Origin of the sequence: Pseudoruegeria sp. SHC-113 (assembly GCF_025376885.1) — a bacterium.
Taxonomy (GTDB): domain Bacteria; phylum Pseudomonadota; class Alphaproteobacteria; order Rhodobacterales; family Rhodobacteraceae; genus Pseudoruegeria.
Genome location: NZ_JAHUBR010000001.1, coordinates 780,966 through 798,277, shown reverse-complemented (window position 1 = coordinate 798,277; position 17,312 = coordinate 780,966). Strand labels below are relative to the sequence as shown.

The window sequence follows — 17,312 nt, the reverse complement described above, 5'->3', positions numbered from 1 at the left end:
GGAGGAGCAAGGATGAGCAAGAAGACTGAAGGCGAAGGCACCAGCCGCCGCGGGTTTCTGAAACTCGCTGCCACCGGTGCACCGGCTGCCGTTGCGGCCGCCGCCCTGCCCGCAGACGAGGCCGAAGCGGCCGAGGCTCCGGGCACCGGGATGCAGGATACCCCGCACACCCGCCAGTACTACGACACCGCCCGCTTCTAAGAGCGGACGGACGGCACTACGGCCCGCCGGTTGCGTGACGCCCAGAAAGGCCAGCCATTTTTCATACCCAGCCCACCGGGGAAGCCCGGTCTAGCAAGGGAGAGGACACATGCTCAGGAAAAAGACCAACGGGGTTGCGCGACGCCCCCAGCGGACAAGCCTCCTGCAAAACATCGCCGATAAATCGGTGGATCGCCGCGCCTTTCTGCGTGGCTCCGGCCTGGCCATCGGTGGCCTAGCCGCACTCGGTGCCACCGGAGGCACCGTCACCCGCGCCAACGCCCAAGCCGCCATCACCGGCGCCGTGGAGACGGTGAAATCCGTCTGCACCCACTGCTCGGTTGGCTGTACCGTGGTGGCAGAGGTCAGCAACGGCGTCTGGATCGGGCAAGAGCCCGGCTGGGACAGCCCGTTCAACCTTGGCGCCCATTGCGCCAAAGGGGCAGCCGTGCGCGAACACGCCCACGGCGAGCGCCGCCTGAAGTACCCGATGAAGAAAGAGAACGGGGAATGGGTGCGCATCAGCTGGGAGCAGGCGATCGACGAGATCGGCGACAAGATGCTCTCGATTCGCGAAGAAAGCGGCGCAGACAGCGTCTACTGGCTCGGCTCCGCCAAGCACAACAACGAGCAGGCCTACCTGTATCGCAAGTTCGCCGCCTACTGGGGCACGAACAACATCGATCACCAGGCCCGGATCTGCCACTCCACCACCGTTGCGGGTGTTGCGAACACATGGGGCTACGGCGCCATGACCAACAGCTACAACGACATCCACAAATCCCGCGCGATCTTCCTGATCGGCGGCAACCCGGCCGAGGCGCACCCTGTTTCGCTGCTTCACATCCTGAAAGCCAAGGAACAGAACAACGCACCGCTCATCGTCTGCGACCCGCGCTTCACGCGCACGGCCGCGCACGCCGATGAGTATGTCCGCTTCCGTCCGGGCTCCGACGTGGCCCTGATCTGGGGCATCCTGTACCACATCTTCGAGAACGGCTGGGAGGACAAGGAGTTCATCCGCACCCGTGTCTGGGGGATGGACCAGATCCGCGAGGAAGTGCGGAAATGGAACCCGGAAGAAGTCGAGCGCGTCACCGGCGTGCCCGGCAGCCAGCTGCGCCGCGTGGCGCTTACCATGGTCAACAACCGCCCCGGAACCGTGATCTGGTGCATGGGTGGCACGCAGCACACCAACGGCAACAACAACACCCGCGCCTACTGCATCCTGCAGCTCGCCCTTGGCAACATGGGCACCGAAGGCGGCGGCACCAATATCTTCCGCGGCCACGACAACGTGCAGGGCGCAACCGACCTTGGCGTTCTGGCCGACACGCTGCCGGGCTACTACGGCCTGTCGGCCGGCTCCTGGGCGCATTGGGCCCGGGTCTGGGAAGAGGATCTGGACTGGCTGAAATCCCGCTTCGGCACCATCAAGGGCGCTGACGGCAAGGATAAAGCCATGATGAACCTGACGGGCATCCCCGTAAGCCGCTGGATCGACGGTGTTCTGGAAGCCAAGGAGAACCTTGATCAGCCCGACAACACGCGGGCCATGGTGCTCTGGGGCCACGCGCCGAACTCGCAGACGCGTCAGAAGGAAATGAAGACGGCGATGGAGAAGCTCGACCTTCTCGTCGTGGTCGATCCCTTCCCGACCGTCTCGGCTGTGCTGCAGGACCGGACCGATGGCGTTTACCTGCTGCCGGCGACGACGCAGTTCGAGACCCGCGGCTCGGTGACGGCCTCCAACCGCTCGCTGCAGTGGCGCGATCAGGTCATGGCGCCGCTCTTCGAGAGCAAGCCCGACCACGTGATCATGGCGCTGTTTGCCAAGAAGTTCGGCTTCGAGGATCGGCTGTTCCGCAACATCTCCATGGATGGCGAGAACGAGCCCAACATCGAGGACATCACCCGCGAGTTCAACCGCGGCATGTGGACGATCGGCTACACCGGGCAGAGCCCGGAACGGCTGAAGATGCACATGGCCAACCAGCACACCTTCGACCGCACCACGCTGCAAGCTGTGGGTGGGCCGGCCGATGGCGACTACTATGGCCTGCCGTGGCCGAGCTGGGGCACCGCCGAGATGAACCATCCCGGCACGCCGAACCTCTATGACATGTCCAAACCTGTCAGCCAGGGTGGCCTGACCTTCCGCGCCCGTTTCGGCGTGGAGCGCGATGGCGACAACCTGCTGGCCGAGGGCGTCTATTCGGCGGGTTCGGAGATTCAGGACGGCTACCCCGAGTTCACCATGCAGATGCTGATGGATCTCGGCTGGGACGGCGACCTGACACCGGAAGAGCGTGCCGCGATCGAGGCCGTGGCCGGTGATGGCGACATTGGCACCGTGAACTGGAAGACCGACCTCTCGGGCGGCATCCAGCGCGTGGCCATTGCCCATGAGTGTGCGCCCTTCGGCAACGCCAAGGCCCGCGCGGTTGTGTGGAACTTCCCGGATCCGGTGCCGCTGCACCGCGAGCCGCTCTATTCCAACCGGCGCGATCTGGTGGCGGACTACCCGACCTACGAGGACAAGCACTTCTGGCGCGTGCCCACGCTGTACGCTTCCATCCAGAAGAACGACTTCTCGAAGGACTACCCGATCATCCTCACCTCCGGCCGTCTGGTCGAATATGAGGGCGGCGGGGACGAAACCCGGTCCAACCCCTGGCTGGCCGAACTTCAGCAAGACATGTTCGTCGAGATCAACCCGCGTGACGCCAATAACCTTGGTGTGCGGGACGGCGCGCAGGTCTGGGTCGAAGGCCCGGAAGGCGGCAAGGTCAAGGTGATGGCCATGGTGACGGAACGCGTGGGCGAAGGCGTTGCCTTCATGCCGTTCCACTTCGGCGGGCATCTGGAAGGGGAGGACCTGCGGAGCAAGTATCCGGTCGGTGCCGATCCTTACGTGCTCGGTGAATCCACCAACACCGCCCAGACCTATGGCTATGACTCGGTCACCCAGATGCAGGAGACGAAAGCCACTCTCTGCAAGATCTGGGCCGCATAAGGAGGAGTGAGAAATGGCAAGAGCGAAGTTTCTCTGTGACGCCGAGCGCTGCATCGAATGCAACGCCTGCGTGACCGCCTGTAAGAACGAGCACGAGGTGCCCTGGGGCATCAACCGGCGCAGGGTGGTCACCATCAACGACGGCAAACCCGGCGAAAGGTCCATCTCGGTGGCCTGCATGCACTGTTCGGACGCGCCCTGTATGGCCGTCTGCCCGGTGGATTGCTTCTACCAGGACGAAGAAGGCGTGGTGCTGCATTCTAAGGATCTCTGCATCGGCTGCGGCTACTGCTTCTACGCGTGCCCCTTCGGCGCGCCGCAGTATCCGCAGGCGGGCAATTTCGGATCCCGCGGCAAGATGGACAAATGCACCTTCTGTGCCGGTGGCCCGGAAGAGACCCATTCCACCGCCGAGTTCGCCAAATACGGGCGCAACCGGATCGCGGAAGGCAAGCTGCCGATCTGCGCCGAGATGTGCTCCACCAAGGCGCTTCTGGCCGGCGATGGCGATGTCGTCTCCGCGATCTACCGCGAACGCGTCGTGGCGCGCGGCTTCGGCTCCGGTGCATGGGGCTGGGGCACGGCCTACGACCAGAAAGGCGGCTGACCTTACCGGTTGCCTTTTGAACCCGCCGGGGCGGCACGGGCTCATCCCCTTCCCGTGTTGCCCCGGCCCCGACAGGGCGGAGCTGGACTCCGCCCTGTTGCCGGATTTTGACTGCGCGTTTGAAAGGGGGGGCTGCGGCCCTAGGTATTCACCTGCCCCAACGTAAACGAGCCTGATCGCGAGCGAGCAAAGCCATGATGCGTTACGCCCTTTCCCTGCTTCTGACCGTCACCCTCTTGTCTGCGGGGCCAGCCCCCGCGCTGGCACAGGAAGCCACAGGCCCGGCAGAAACCACGTCCGAGGCCAGCCAACCCGATCCGCGCGCCGCAACGGGCGGTGCCCAGACGCGCGAAGACATCATGGCGCGCCAGCGCGGCGAACAGGTGGACAACACATTCCGCCGCGAAGCGATCGGCGATCCGAACAACGCCGCAGGCATCACCAACCAGCTTGGCACGCTTGGCGGCGTGTCGGACTCCGAACTCTGGCGCGCGCTACGCTTCAACGAGGCCGATGTCACCGTCTCCACCGGCCGCGACGTGGATCGCGTGATCATGCAGGACGGCGGCATGGAATGGCTGATCTGGCGCGACACCACCCTGAAAACATGGGGCGGCTATTTCCTGCTCGGCGTGCTTGGCCTTCTGGTGCTCTTCTATCTGCTGCGCGGCAAGATCCGCATCGACGGCGAGAAGACCGGCCAATACATCCTGCGCTTCAAAGACATCGAACGCTTTGGCCACTGGTTGCTGGCGGGCTCCTTCATCCTGCTGGGCATCACCGGGCTGATCTCGCTCTTCGGGCGCACCGGGCTGATCCCCTTCCTCGGCAAGGAGGCCTATGCCACCATCGCGCTCTACAGCAAATGGGTGCACAACAATGTGTCGTGGGCCTTCATGATCGCGCTCGTGATGATCTTCGTGATGTGGGTCGCCCACAACATCCCCAACCGCCACGATCTTGTCTGGCTCGCCAAGGGCGGCGGGCTGTTTTCCAAGAACAGCCACCCGCCGGCCAAGAAGTTCAACGCCGGGCAGAAGATAATCTTCTGGGCGGTGATCGTGCTGGGCGTGTCGATCTCGCTCTCCGGTCTTTCGCTGCTGTTTCCCTTCGAAATGCCGATGTTCGCCAAGACCTTCGACATCCTGAACGCCATGGGCATCCCGCAGGCGATGGGCATGGGCGATCTGCAAACAGCCCTCACCCCGCAGCAGGAGATGCAGCTTTCCCAAGGCTGGCACGCCATCGTCGCCTTCGTCTTCATCGGCATCATCTTCGCTCATATCTATCTGGGCAGTGTCGGCATGGAGGGCGCTTTCGATGCCATGGGCTCTGGCGAGGTGGAAGCGCAATGGGCCAAGGAGCACCACAACCTCTGGTACGATGAGGTGCATGGCGCGGCGCAAGGCGACGGCAGCAAGGACACCCCGGCAGCCGCGCCGGCCGAATAGCCCGCCGCGCCCATGCCTGCCCTACGCTCGCGCCCTATCTTTGCCCTGTGTCTGGCAAGCGGCCTGCTCCTGTCCGGCGCGGGGATTGCGCAGGAGTTCTACACGCTGAAAGGCCACGGCGGCCCGGTGAAGGGGATCGACGTATCGCCTTCAGGGGAGTCGGTGTTGACCGCCAGCTTCGACTACACCGTGGGCCTCTGGCGGTCCGGCACGCCGCGCTGGCTCGAAGGCCATGACGCCGCCGCCAATGCCGTGCTGTTCATCGACGAGGCCCGCGCGGCCTCCGCCGGGGATGATTTCGCGGTGCTGCTCTGGGATCTGGAAGCGGGCACCGCAGAGCGGCTTGAGGGGCACCAAGGCAAGGTGATCGGCCTCGCGCGTTCGCCGGACGCCGCAACGCTCGCCTCATCCAGCTGGGATGGCAGCATCGGCCTCTGGGATCTTGCCACCGGCACGCCGCGCTTCCTGAAAGGCCATTCCGCAGGCGTCAACGCCACCGCCTTCTCCGCAGATGGCAGCACGCTCTATTCCGCCTCCACCGATGGCACACTCCGCGTCTGGGACGTGGCGACGGCACAGGAAACCCGCCTGCTGCTGCGCCACGGCTTCGGCATCAACACGCTTGTCCTGAACGCGGACAAAGGCTGGCTCGCCTATGGCGCCGTGGATGGCGGCACCCGCATCGTGGACGTGGACACCGGCGAGAAGATCGCCGATTTCACGCTGGACCGCCGCCCGATCCTCGCCATGGACATCAGCCGCGATGGCCGCCTGCTCGCGGTGGGCGATGGCGAAGGCTACATCATGGTGATCGACACCGAACGCGGCCGCATCGTGAACGATTTCAAGGCCGCCCTGCGCGGCCCCGTCTGGGCGCTGCGCTTCTCGGCCGATGGGCAGAACATCCACGCCGGGGGGCTGGATGATGCGATGTATTCCTGGCCGGTGGAGGCCGACGCCACCGAGGCTGCCATGGCCGCTGGCGAGCGCAGCTTTCTGGAAGACCCGGCGGAGATGGGCAACGGCGAGCGCCAGTTCAAACGCAAATGCTCCATCTGCCACACGCTCACGCCCGACAGCAAGCGCCGCGCCGGGCCGACGCTCTACGGGCTCTTTGGCAGGCCCGCAGGCAGCGTGGCCGGTTACAGCTATTCGCAAACGTTGCAAACCGCCGCCATCATCTGGAATGATGAGACCATCGACGCCTTGTTCGATCTCGGGCCGGATCACTACATCCCGGGCAGCAAGATGCCGATGCAGCGGATCACCGCGCAACAGGATCGGGACGATCTGATCGCCTACCTGCGCGCGGCCTCATCCGAAGAGGGGAGAGAGAAATGAAAACCATGTTGCTGGCCTTTGTCGCCATAGGGGTGATCTCCGTCGCCGCCTATTTTGCGCTTCAGAACGCGGGCTTCTCCGCGCAGGATCGCAACACCAGCGAGAACGTGCGCACCGATTGAGGCCCACAAGCAGCCAGATGAGCCAAATCCAAACGCCCCTCTCCCGCCCGCAGAAATCCGACGGGCAGGAGTTCGCCCTCTCCGGCGCGTCGATCCTCGTGATCGACGACGAGCCGGGGATGCGCAATTTTCTCGTGAAGATCCTCAAGCCCCGCTGCCTGCGGGTGGAACAGGCCGCCAACACCGATCAGGCCGCGAAGCTGATGGATCAGGTCCATTTCGACATCGTGATCCTTGATAACGTGATGCCCGGCAAGACCGGGCTCGACTGGCTGCGCGAGCAGCGCGAAGTGGGCTTTTACGCCGATGCGATCCTGATCACCGCCTTCGCCGATCTGGAAACCGCCATTCAGGCCCTGCGCGCGGGTGCGGTGGATTTCGTGCTCAAGCCCTTCCGTTCCAACCAGATTCTGAACGCCGTGGCCCGCTGCCTCGATCGTATGCAGCTGCGGCGCGAGAACTACCTGCTGAAGCACGAGTTGGCCAGCGATGCCGCCGGCGAGCGTGGCCGGCTTCTGGGCAGCTCCGACAGCATCCGTGAGATCCGCAACACACTGGAACGCGCCGCGCCTTTGCCCACCAGCGTGCTGTTTACCGGGGCCAGCGGCACCGGCAAGGAAATCGCCGCCCGCACGCTGCACGCCATATCGGACCGCGCCGCCAAACCCTTCGTGCCGGTGAACTGCGCCGCCATCTCACCGGACCGCATCGAAACCGAACTCTTCGGCCATGTGCCCGATGGCAGCGCGCCACGGCCTGAGCGCAAGGACGGGCTCTTTGCCTATGCCAACGGCGGCACGCTTTTTCTGGACGAAATCGCCGAGCTGCCCCTGCCCGTGCAGGCCACGTTGCTGCGCGTGATCGAAGAAAAGCGCATCCGCCCCGCCGGGGCGACGCGGGAAATCCCGCTCGACGTGCGCTTTGTCTTCGCCACCAACGCTGATCTTCCAGCCGCTGTAGAGGCCGGGCGCTTTCGGGCCGATCTGTACCACCGCATCAACGTGCTCACCATCACCATGCCGCGCCTGAAGGATCGCATCGGCGATGTGCAGGAGCTGGCGCTGATGTTCATGCAGAAGATCTCCCGCGATCTGGGGGTGCTGCCGCTCACGCTCACCGAAGACGTGCTGGTGAACCTCTCGCGCTATGATTGGCCCGGCAATGTGCGCGAGTTGCGCAACCTGATTGAACGCTCGCTGATCCTTGGTGAGTTTCCGCCCGAGTTCGCCGGACAACAGGAAAGCGATACCGACGCGCCGTCGGAATCCCTCCATGTGGTCGAGCGTCGCCACATCCTCGCGGTGCTCGAAGCCTGCGGCGGCAACCGCGCCGAGGCCGCGCGCAGGCTTGGCGTCTCACGCAAGACGGTGGACCGCAAATGCGCCATGTGGAATGTCTGAGGCCCGGCGGCGCGGCCTGAGCCGGTTCCGCTCCGTCCGCGTCCGGCTTCTGGCCATCGCGCTTCTGCCGATGCTCGTCGTCATGCCGCTGTTCATCGGCATCACGCTCTACAACTGGGCCGACCGCTTCGACAGGCTGCTGATCGCCAAGGTGAACGGCGAGCTGACCATTGCGCGCCAATATATGAGCAGCCTGCTGGAGGCCCGCAGCGCCGAAGTCCGCGCGCTCTCCGAAAGCGCCGCCTTGGCCGAGGCACGCGCGTCAGGGGATCCCGCCCGCATCAAAGCCCTGCTGGAAGCCCGCCGCACCGCCCTCGGCCTCGATTTCCTCTACCTCCTCCCCGCAGAGGCGCCGCCCCTCATAAGCCCCGCCTCCGCCAGCCTCAATGCCCCCGGCAAATGGCCCGTGGTGCAGGCCGCGCGCGCTGGCTCCCAATCCGCCGCCATCGATCTGTTCTCCGGCGCAGACCTCGCCGCCATCTCCCCCGCGCTGGCCGCACAGGCCCGGCTCGATCTGGTGCCCACCGAGGCCGCCGTGCCCACCGAACGAACCGAGGAAAGCCGGGGCATGGTGATGCATGTGGCCGCGCCCGCCGCAGACGGCAGCGCGCTCGTGGGCGGCGTGCTGCTGAACCGCAACCTCGCCTTCATCGACACCATCAACGATCTCGTCTACCCGGCCGAAAGCCTCACCGAGGGCTCACAAGGCACCGCCACGCTGTTTCTGGAGGACGTACGCGTCTCCACCAACGTGCGCCTCTTCGCCGATGTGCGCGCGCTCGGCACCCGCGTCTCCGCCGTGGTGCGGCAAGCGGTGCTGGGCGAGGGGCAAACATGGCTCGACCGCGCCTTCGTGGTGAACGACTGGTACATCTCCGCCTACCAGCCCATCGAAGACAGTTTCGGCACCCGCATCGGCATGCTCTACGTCGGCTTTCTGGACACCCCCTTTCAGGCCGCCAAACGCCAGACGCTGCTGATCATCACGGCGGCCTTCCTGCTGGTGGTGGCGCTTTCGGTGCCGATCTTCCTGCGGTGGGCGCGCAGCATCTTCAAACCGCTGGAGCGCATGACCCACACCATCGCCCGCGTCGAAGGCGGCGACCTGGGCGCGCGCACCGGCGCGCCGCAGACAGCCGATGAAATCGGCCGCGTCGCCGGGGCTTTCGACGATCTGCTGGAGCAGATCCAGGAACGCGACCGCCGCCTGAACGATCGCGTCGCCGAACGCACCCGCGCGCTGGAAGAGGCCAACCAGCGGCTGGAAGCCACTACCAAACAGCTCGTGGTGAGCGAGAAGCTCGCCGCCATCGGCGAAATCACCGCCGGCATCGCCCATGAGATCAACAACCCGGTGGCGGTGATTCAAGGCAACCTCGACGTGATCCGCGAGGAAATCGGCGCGGCCGATCTGGACGTGGAAACCGAATTTTCCCTGATCTACGAGCAGGTACATTCGATCAACGTGCTCGTCGGCAAGCTGCTGCAATTCGCCCGCCCAGAGGAATACGCAGGCGTGATCGACAGCCACCCGCCCGAAGCGGTGATCCGCGATTGCCTGCCGCTGGTGCAGCACCTCATGCACCGGGTGGCGATCGCAGTCGATCTGGACATGGCAGCCACGGAACCTGTCGCCATGAACCGCACCGAGCTGCAGCAGGTGCTGATCAACCTGATCGTCAATGCCATCCATGCCATGCCCGAGGGCGGTCAACTGGCGCTAGGCACCCGCGACCAAGCAGAGGGGGGCACGCCCGGCGTGCAGATCACCGTGACAGATACTGGCGCGGGCATGGCACCGGAGGTGGCAGAGCGGGTGTTTGACCCGTTTTTCACCACCAAGCGCAGTGAGGGCACAGGCCTCGGACTTTCGATCAGCCGCGATCTCATCACCCGTGCCGGTGGGCGTATCGCTGTGGCCAGCACGCCCGGCACGGGAACAAGCTTCACGATCTGGCTGCCCGCGGGCCAGGAGCCGCCCGCTGACAGCTAGGCCTCAGCCCCGCGCGGCTTCTGCCGCCGCACGGATGGCCCGGATGTTCTCGCCGTAAGCGGCAGGTTCCGCCACCGAGCCGCCCTTGAACACGGCAGAGCCGGCCACTAGCACATCGGCGCCAGCTTCAGCCACCAGAGGCGCGGTTTCCGGTGTCACCCCGCCGTCGATCTCGATATGGATCGGGCGATCCCCGATCATATTGCGCAGTTTGCGCACCTTTTCCACCTGCGAATGGATGAACTTCTGCCCGCCAAACCCGGGGTTCACCGTCATCACGCAGACCAGATCCACCATGTCCAGCAGGTAATCGACCGTCTCCACCGGCGTGCCGGGGTTCAGCGCCACACCGGCCTTCGCCCCTGCGCCACGAATGGCCTGCAGCGTGCGGTGGATATGCGGGCCGGCTTCCACATGGGCGGTGATCACATCGGCCCCGGCCTCAGCGAAGGCCTCGATGTAGGGATCGACGGGTGCGATCATCAGATGCACATCCATCACCGTCTTGATATGCGGGCGGATCGCCTTGCAGGTGGCGGGCCCGAAAGTGAGGTTGGGCACGAAATGCCCGTCCATCACATCCACATGCACCCAGTCACACCCCTGCGCCTCGATGGCGGCGCACTCGGCTCCGAAATTGGCGAAATCGGCAGACAGGATCGAGGGCGCGATCTTGATCGAACGATTGAAACTCATGGCAGCTCTCCTTGCTTGCCCCCTCCTAATCCGAATCCCGCGAAAAAGGCAAACCACAGCCCTTCAGCTTGGCGGAAAATATCCGCGCCGCAGGCCCCCGAGCCCCCCCGCGCCAGCGGAGGGGCGAGAGATCCTTCCGCGCCTGCAAGGCGCGTCCACTGGATTGCCCGCCCAAACAGGCACGCCGCGGCAGACTTGACCAAATGGTCAAACTTGCAATAGGCCAAACTTGAAATAGCCGAAGAGCCGTGAGACGGTTTGACATTCGACGAGCGGGAGGCTCAGCCGTGCAGACAGAGACGATGACATCAGAGACACAGAGCGCAGATACACGCACCGGCACCGCCCAGCTGCCGCAGCTCCATGAGCCGCGCAACCCTGGCATGGCGCTGGATCTGGACTGGATCCGCGGCCTGCAGGCCAATACCTCCGCCATCGAACGCCGCGCCGCCACGCTGCCGGGTCGCCGCTCGGTGAAGAAAGAGTACCAGGCCGCCTGGCTCCTGAAGGCGATCACCCTGATCGATCTCACCACGCTCGCCGGTGACGATACCGAAGGCCGCGTGCGCCGCCTCTGCGCCAAGGCCCGCCAGCCCGTCCGCCCTGACATCCTCAAGGCCCTCGGCATGGGGCCGATCCACACCGGGGCCGTCTGCGTCTACCACGACATGGTGGAAACCGCCGTCGAGGCACTGAAAGGCACCACCATCCCCGTCGCCGCCGTCTCCACCGGCTTCCCGGCCGGGCTGTCCCCCTTCCCGCTGCGCATTGCCGAGATCGGCGAGAGCGTGAAAGCCGGGGCCAAAGAGATCGATATCGTCATCACCCGCCGCCACGTGCTGCAGGGCAACTGGCAGGCGCTCTACGATGAGATGGCCGAGATGCGCGCGGCCTGCGGCGAGGCCCATGTGAAAGCCATCCTCGCCACCGGCGAGCTTGGCACCCTGCGCAACGTCGCCCGCGCCTCCTATGTCTGCATGATGGCAGGCGCGGATTTCATCAAGACCTCCACCGGCAAGGAAGGCGTGAACGCCACGCTGCCCGTCAGCCTCGTGATGATCCGCGCCATCCGCGAGTATCACGCCCGCACCGGCTACCGCGTCGGCTACAAACCCGCCGGCGGCATCTCCAAGGCCAAGGACGCGCTCACCTACCTCGCCCTCATCAAGGACGAGCTGGGCGATCGCTGGCTGCAGCCCGATCTGTTCCGCTTCGGGGCCTCCTCCCTGCTGGGCGACATCGAGCGCCAGCTCGAACACCACGTCACCGGCGCCTATTCCGCCGGCTACCGCCACCCGATGGCGTGATCGGGATGCAGCAGAACCCCTATATGCTGCTCTTCGGCCTCGCCGCCGCGATCTGGCTCGGCGCGCAGACATGGCGTCGGCGCAAGCTCAAACGCGCGGTGCGGGATCTGCCCACCCTGCTGCAGCGCCAGCTTGGCCCGGAGCCCGACTACCTGCCGCCCGAGCACATCGCACAAACGCCCGAGCTTGCCGCCTACGCCCGCCTGCACCAGCGCACCGCCCGCGTGCAGCGCGCCCTCTGGGGGCTCGCGGGCCTCTGGCTCCTGTTCGTCATCTTCCTCGTCCTGAGAGAGCACATCCAATGACCGTCAAAGAGATCTTCGAAACCATGGATTACGGCCCCGCCCCCGAAAGCGCCGCCGAAGCGCTCGCCTGGCTCGTGGACGCGGGCGACAGCTTCGGCCATTTCATCGACGGAAGCTTCACAGCCCCCGGCGCCGAAACCTTCGAAAGCCGCAACCCGGCCAATGGCAATACGCTCGCCCTTCTCACGCAAGGCAGCGCGCAGGACGTGGATACAGCGGTGAAAGCCGCCCGCCGCGCGCAAGCCAAATGGGCCGCTCTCCCCGGTCATGCCCGCGCCAAATACCTCTACGCGCTCGCCCGCCTCGTGCAGAAGCACAGCCGCCTTTTCGCGGTGCTGGAGACGCTGGACAACGGCAAACCCATCCGCGAAAGCCGCGACATCGACATCCCCCTCGTCGCGCGCCACTTCTACTATCACGCGGGCATGGCTCAGTTGATGGAGGCCGAGCTTCCGGGCCGCGAGGCGCTTGGTGTCTGCGGCCAGATCATCCCGTGGAACTTCCCGCTGCTGATGCTCGCGTGGAAGATCGCCCCGGCGCTGGCCATGGGCAACACCGTGGTGCTGAAACCGGCCGAATACACCTCGCTCACAGCACTGCTCTTCGCGCAGATCTGTCAGGAGGCGGGCCTTCCCAAGGGCGTCGTCAACATCGTCACCGGCGACGGGCGCACCGGCGAGGCCATCGTTGCCCACGACGACATCGACAAAATCGCCTTCACCGGCTCCACAGACGTGGGCCGCCGCATCCGAGAAGCCACCGCAGGATCCGGCAAGGCGCTCACACTCGAACTGGGCGGCAAATCCCCCTACATCGTCTTTGACGACGCCGATCTGGACAGCGCCGTGGAGGGGCTCGTCGATGCGATCTGGTTCAACCAGGGCCAGGTCTGCTGCGCGGGCTCGCGGCTGCTGGTACAGGAAGGCATCGCCGAGCGGTTTTACGACAAGCTCAAGGCCCGCATGGAAGGCCTGCGCCTTGGCGATCCGCTGGACAAATGCATCGACGTCGGCGCCATCGTCGATCCGGTACAACTGCAAACCATCACCCGCCTCGTGAGCGAAAACGCCCATGAGGGCGAGATCTTCCAGCCCGGCCCGGTGCCGGAAAACGGCTGCTTCTACCCGCCCACGCTGATCACAGGCCTGCACCCGGCCAGCCCGCTGATGCAGGAGGAAATCTTCGGCCCCGTTCTGGCCTCCACCACCTTCCGCACGCCCGAAGAGGCCGTGGCCATCGCCAACAACACCCGCTACGGCCTCGCCGCCACGCTCTGGACGGAAAACATCAACCTCGCGCTGGATATTGCCCCCAAGCTCGTCGCGGGCGTCGTCTGGGTCAATGGCACCAACATGTTCGACGCGGCCGCCGGTTTCGGCGGCGTCCGCGAAAGCGGCTACGGGCGCGAAGGCGGCTGGGAGGGGCTGTCGGCCTACACCAAGCCCGCCGGCAAAGCCAAAGCGCTCAGCCCCATTGCCCCCACCCCGGCGCCGAAAAAGCCCGAAGCCGAAGGGCTGGACCGCACCGCGAAATTCTACATCGGTGGCAAGCAGGCCCGCCCCGACGGCGGCTACGCGCAAGCCGTCTGGTCCCCCAAGGGCAAGCTTCTGGGCCATGTCGGCATCGCCAATCGCAAAGACGTCCGCAACGCCGTGGAAGCCGCTCAGGCCGCAAAAGGCTGGGCCAAAACCACCGGCCACCTGCGCGCCCAGATCCTTTATTACATTGGCGAGAACCTCTCGGCCCGCGCGGAAGAATTCGCCGCACGGATCGACGCGATGACCGGCGGCAAACAGGGCGCGAAGGAAGTGGAGACCGCCATCAGCCGCCTCTTTACCTATGCCGCCTGGGCCGACAAATACGACGGCGCAGCGCATGGCGTGCCGATCCGGGGCGTCGCATTGGCGATGAAGGAACCCATCGGCGTGATCGGCGCGCTCTGCCCCGATGAGGCCCCGCTTCTGGGCCTCGTCTCGCTGATGGCCCCGGCCATCGCCATGGGCAACCGCGTGGTGCTCGCCGCCAGCCACCCCTACCCGCTCGCCGCCACCGATTTCTATCAGGTGCTGGAAACCTCCGACGTGCCGGCAGGCGTGGTGAACATCCTCACCGGCCCCCACGGCGATACGGCCCCGGCACTCGCCGCCCATATGGACGTCGACGCCCTCTGGGCCTTCTCGCCAGGGCTCTCGGCCTTGGTCGAGAAAGCCTCTGCTGGCAATCTCAAGCGCACCTGGGTCTGCAACGACCAGGCCACCGACTGGTTCGCGGCCGAAGCCGAAGGCCGCCGCTTCCTCGAAGCCGCAACCGAGGTGAAAAACATCTGGGTGCCCTACGGCGAATAACGAAAAAGGCGCCCTCACCCGGCGCCCTTTCACTTTGTTCCACAAATACCTCGGGGGTGCGGGAGCAGCGCCCCCGCTTTACTTCCGGCGAAACGGCGCGGCCATCCTGCCAAAAAACCCCTTGGCCTTGTCAGCCGCCGCATCGGCCCGATCGTCAAGCTCATCCAGCGCCACCGCGGCATCCTCCAGAACCGGGTCGATCCGCCGCTCCTTGAAGCGCACCCAGACCCGCCAGAGCCAGAAGGCAAACGCCGCCAGCAGCGTCAGGATCACGATGTTGATCCAGGGGATGATCCGCACATCCGGCCCCTCGACAGGGCGCACACTCACCGCGTTGGGGTAAATCGACAGGAACTCGCTGCGCCAGCCATAGGCACGCATCGCCACCCATTGCGGGTTGTCGCGGTTGGAGATCAACCCCTGCGCCTCGGTGTGCAGGTTGGAGGAGTCGAGCTTGAAGTACGGCGGCCAGCCCCAGCCGGTGTCCTCGTTGCGAAACACCCGCGGCTTGCCATTGGCCTTGGTGGTGTTGATGAAACGCACATCGCGCTGCACCTTGCCATCCGCCGTCACCGTGCCAGTTTCCGAATTGGCCCAGAAGATCGAGTTCGGCGACACCTGCTCCAGCTTGATATCCACCCCCGTCACGATGACGATATCGGTCCGCGGCAGCGTGTAATGCAGGAAGGCAAACAGGCTCAGAAGCACCGTGCCGATCAGGCCCCATTTGACGTAACGCATTCTTCCCTCACATGAAATTCACAACATAAACGGTCGCTGCTATCGCCAGCATCGGCACAACGTAGACACCAAGGATCAGCTTGCGGCGCAACGATTGGTCATAGTCCCGCAGCCCTTCGCGCACAAACCCATCGCGGTCGCCCTCCCGGATCTCCTCGTCGAACTCCCGCTCTAGCTTCTCGCGCCGCACGGAGCGGGAATAGAGCGAAAGGCAGACATAGACCACCGTCAAAACGATGAACCCCACGACAACCAAACGCACCAAAGCCATCCCGGCCCTCCTTCTTCCCCTTCTATGTAGAGGCAGAACACACGGCATTCAAAGCCTGCCGTCCCACTCTTCTGACTGGAAATATCCCGGGGGGAGTCCCGAAAGGGACGGGGGGCAGAGCCCCCCTCCCCCGCTGCCCCGCACAGGGGCAGCCCCTAGCCGACCACGTTAAACGCCGGGCCATAAGGGTATTTCGTGATGTTCTCCGCACCGTCCTCGGTGACCACCAGAATGTCGTGCTCCCGGTAGCCCCCGGCCCCCGGCGCACCGTCTGGAATCGTGATCATCGGCTCCATCGAGATCACCATCCCCGGCTCCAGCACCGTGTCGATGTCCTCGCGCAGTTCCAACCCCGCTTCGCGCCCGTAGTAATGGCTCAGCACCCCGAAGGAATGGCCATAACCGAAGGAGCGATACTGCAGCAGGTCGCGTTCGGCAAAGAAGGCGTTTACGCCAGCGGTGATCTCGGCACAGCTCACACCGGGGCGGATCAGCGAGATGCCCAGTTCATGCGCGCCCACATTGGCCTCCCAATAGGCAAGGCTCGCCGCGTCCACCTCCGCCACGAAAAGCGTGCGTTCCAGCGCGGTATAATATCCCGAGATCATCGGAAACGTGTTCAGGCTCAGGATGTCACCGCGCTCCAACACACGCCCGGTCACCGGGTTGTGCGCGCCGTCGGTGTTCAGCCCAGACTGGAACCAGACCCAGGTGTCGCGGTATTCCGCGTCGGGAAACCGCGCCGCGATCTCGGCTTCCATCGCGTCCCGCCCGGCCATGGCCACGTCGATCTCGCGCTTACCCACGGCCACCGCGTCGCGGATGGCAAAGCCGCCCACATCGGCCACGGCGGCCCCGGCCCGGATCAGGGCGATTTCGGCGGGGGATTTATGCATTCGCTGGCGCATCGTGGCCGGGGCGATATCGGCCTTGCGGGCGGGCTTCAGGAAGGCCGCGAGCTTCTCGGCCTGCAAGAGCGTCAGGTGATCTCCCTCATAGCCGATCGCGCCGCCCTCTCCCGTCACCGAGCGGATCGCGCGCCAGTAGTTGTCGCGCTGCCAGTCGGTGTAGGTGATGTTGTCGCCATGGCAGCGCCGCCAAGGCTGGCCCGCGTCAATCCCGGCAGAGATCGTCACGCTGGTCTCCGGCGTCACCACGCAGGCATAGGGCCGCCCGAAGGCGCAATAGAGGAAGCCCGAGTAATAGGCGATGTTGTGCATCGAGGTGAGCACGCAGGCCGAAAGCCCTGCCTCCGCCATGATGGCGCGCAGGCCGGCGAGCCGGGTCTCATATTCCTCTGTCGCGAATGGTAGAGGCGCTTTCTCACCATTGTGGAAGCGGTAGAATTCAGGGCGGTCGAGTGTCATCTGAGACCCCTTTTCAGGCGGGGCCACGCAACGCATCACGGGCCCCTCGAAAGATCCCGGCGTTCAGGACGGCAGGCCGGTGAGGGCCAAGCAGCGCAGGCTGCGCCCCGGCGACGCCATCGCCGATGCTCAAGGCCAAGCTTTCCGAA

Annotated in this window: 15 protein-coding genes; 11 read left to right on the top strand and 4 right to left on the bottom strand. The window is 65.1% G+C overall.

The genetic code is table 11. From position 1 onward, the window contains the following. Positions 1-12: 12 nt before the first annotated feature. The 8 genes from KVX96_RS03995 (at position 13) to KVX96_RS03960 (ending at position 10,131) form a co-directional block, all read left to right on the top strand. Entirely contained in the window at positions 13-201 is a 189-nt protein-coding gene (locus KVX96_RS03995) for a twin-arginine translocation signal domain-containing protein (RefSeq protein ID WP_261192962.1), read from the top strand. A 109-nt stretch (positions 202-310) separates the two neighbouring features. Continuing rightward, positions 311-3,217: a formate dehydrogenase subunit alpha gene (locus KVX96_RS03990; protein ID WP_261192961.1), complete on the top strand. Its 2,907-nt coding sequence runs from the start codon at positions 311-313 to the stop codon at positions 3,215-3,217. Positions 3,218-3,230: 13 nt separating this feature from the next. Continuing rightward, positions 3,231-3,824 (top strand): formate dehydrogenase FDH3 subunit beta, encoded by a 594-nt coding sequence (gene fdh3B / locus KVX96_RS03985; RefSeq protein WP_261192960.1) that lies wholly within the window; start codon positions 3,231-3,233, stop codon positions 3,822-3,824. A 194-nt stretch (positions 3,825-4,018) separates the two neighbouring features. Then, a complete protein-coding gene (locus KVX96_RS03980) occupies positions 4,019-5,275 on the top strand; it encodes a formate dehydrogenase subunit gamma (RefSeq protein ID WP_261192959.1) in 1,257 nt (418 codons plus the stop codon). Between the two features lie 12 nt (positions 5,276-5,287). Further along, complete coding sequence (locus KVX96_RS03975) at positions 5,288-6,616, top strand: c-type cytochrome (protein WP_261192958.1); 1,329 nt, start codon at positions 5,288-5,290, stop codon at positions 6,614-6,616. Further along, positions 6,613-6,738, top strand: coding sequence for a hypothetical protein (locus KVX96_RS03970; protein WP_261192957.1), 126 nt, complete (start codon positions 6,613-6,615; stop codon positions 6,736-6,738). Before KVX96_RS03975 ends, KVX96_RS03970 begins: the two co-directional genes overlap by 4 nt. Before the next feature lie 17 nt (positions 6,739-6,755). Next, positions 6,756-8,138: a sigma-54-dependent transcriptional regulator gene (locus KVX96_RS03965; protein WP_261192956.1), complete on the top strand. Its 1,383-nt coding sequence runs from the start codon at positions 6,756-6,758 to the stop codon at positions 8,136-8,138. Beyond that, complete coding sequence (locus KVX96_RS03960) at positions 8,131-10,131, top strand: cache domain-containing protein (RefSeq protein WP_261192955.1); 2,001 nt, start codon at positions 8,131-8,133, stop codon at positions 10,129-10,131. The genes KVX96_RS03965 and KVX96_RS03960 overlap by 8 nt, the downstream gene beginning before the upstream one ends. Before the next feature lie 3 nt (positions 10,132-10,134). Here the strand turns inward: KVX96_RS03960 and rpe are convergent, their stop codons facing one another. Further along, positions 10,135-10,827, bottom strand: a complete 693-nt coding sequence (rpe, locus tag KVX96_RS03955) for a ribulose-phosphate 3-epimerase (RefSeq protein ID WP_261192954.1) — start codon at positions 10,825-10,827, stop codon at positions 10,135-10,137. Between the two features lie 302 nt (positions 10,828-11,129). Between rpe and deoC the strand changes: the two genes are divergently transcribed. Genes deoC through KVX96_RS03940 form a run of 3 tightly spaced genes read left to right on the top strand, consistent with a single transcriptional unit; the run spans position 11,130 to position 14,784 of the window. Continuing rightward, entirely contained in the window at positions 11,130-12,134 is a 1,005-nt protein-coding gene (gene deoC / locus KVX96_RS03950) for a deoxyribose-phosphate aldolase (RefSeq protein WP_261192953.1), read from the top strand. 5 nt (positions 12,135-12,139) lie between these two features. Then, on the top strand, positions 12,140-12,439 hold the full coding sequence (locus KVX96_RS03945) for a hypothetical protein (protein ID WP_261192952.1): 300 nt from the start codon (positions 12,140-12,142) through the stop codon (positions 12,437-12,439). Further along, positions 12,436-14,784, top strand: coding sequence for an aldehyde dehydrogenase family protein (locus KVX96_RS03940; protein ID WP_261192951.1), 2,349 nt, complete (start codon positions 12,436-12,438; stop codon positions 14,782-14,784). Before KVX96_RS03945 ends, KVX96_RS03940 begins: the two co-directional genes overlap by 4 nt. Before the next feature lie 78 nt (positions 14,785-14,862). Here the strand turns inward: KVX96_RS03940 and KVX96_RS03935 are convergent, their stop codons facing one another. From KVX96_RS03935 to KVX96_RS03925, 3 genes are all read right to left on the bottom strand, one after another. Then, positions 14,863-15,525 carry a DUF1523 family protein gene (locus KVX96_RS03935; RefSeq protein WP_261192950.1) on the bottom strand — a complete coding sequence of 221 codons (663 nt, stop codon included), beginning with the start codon at positions 15,523-15,525 and terminating at the stop codon, positions 14,863-14,865. 7 nt (positions 15,526-15,532) lie between these two features. After that, positions 15,533-15,796 carry a hypothetical protein gene (locus KVX96_RS03930; RefSeq protein ID WP_261192948.1) on the bottom strand — a complete coding sequence of 88 codons (264 nt, stop codon included), beginning with the start codon at positions 15,794-15,796 and terminating at the stop codon, positions 15,533-15,535. A 155-nt stretch (positions 15,797-15,951) separates the two neighbouring features. Next, positions 15,952-17,163 carry an aminopeptidase P family protein gene (locus tag KVX96_RS03925; protein ID WP_261192947.1) on the bottom strand — a complete coding sequence of 404 codons (1,212 nt, stop codon included), beginning with the start codon at positions 17,161-17,163 and terminating at the stop codon, positions 15,952-15,954. Positions 17,164-17,312: the final 149 nt, after the last annotated feature.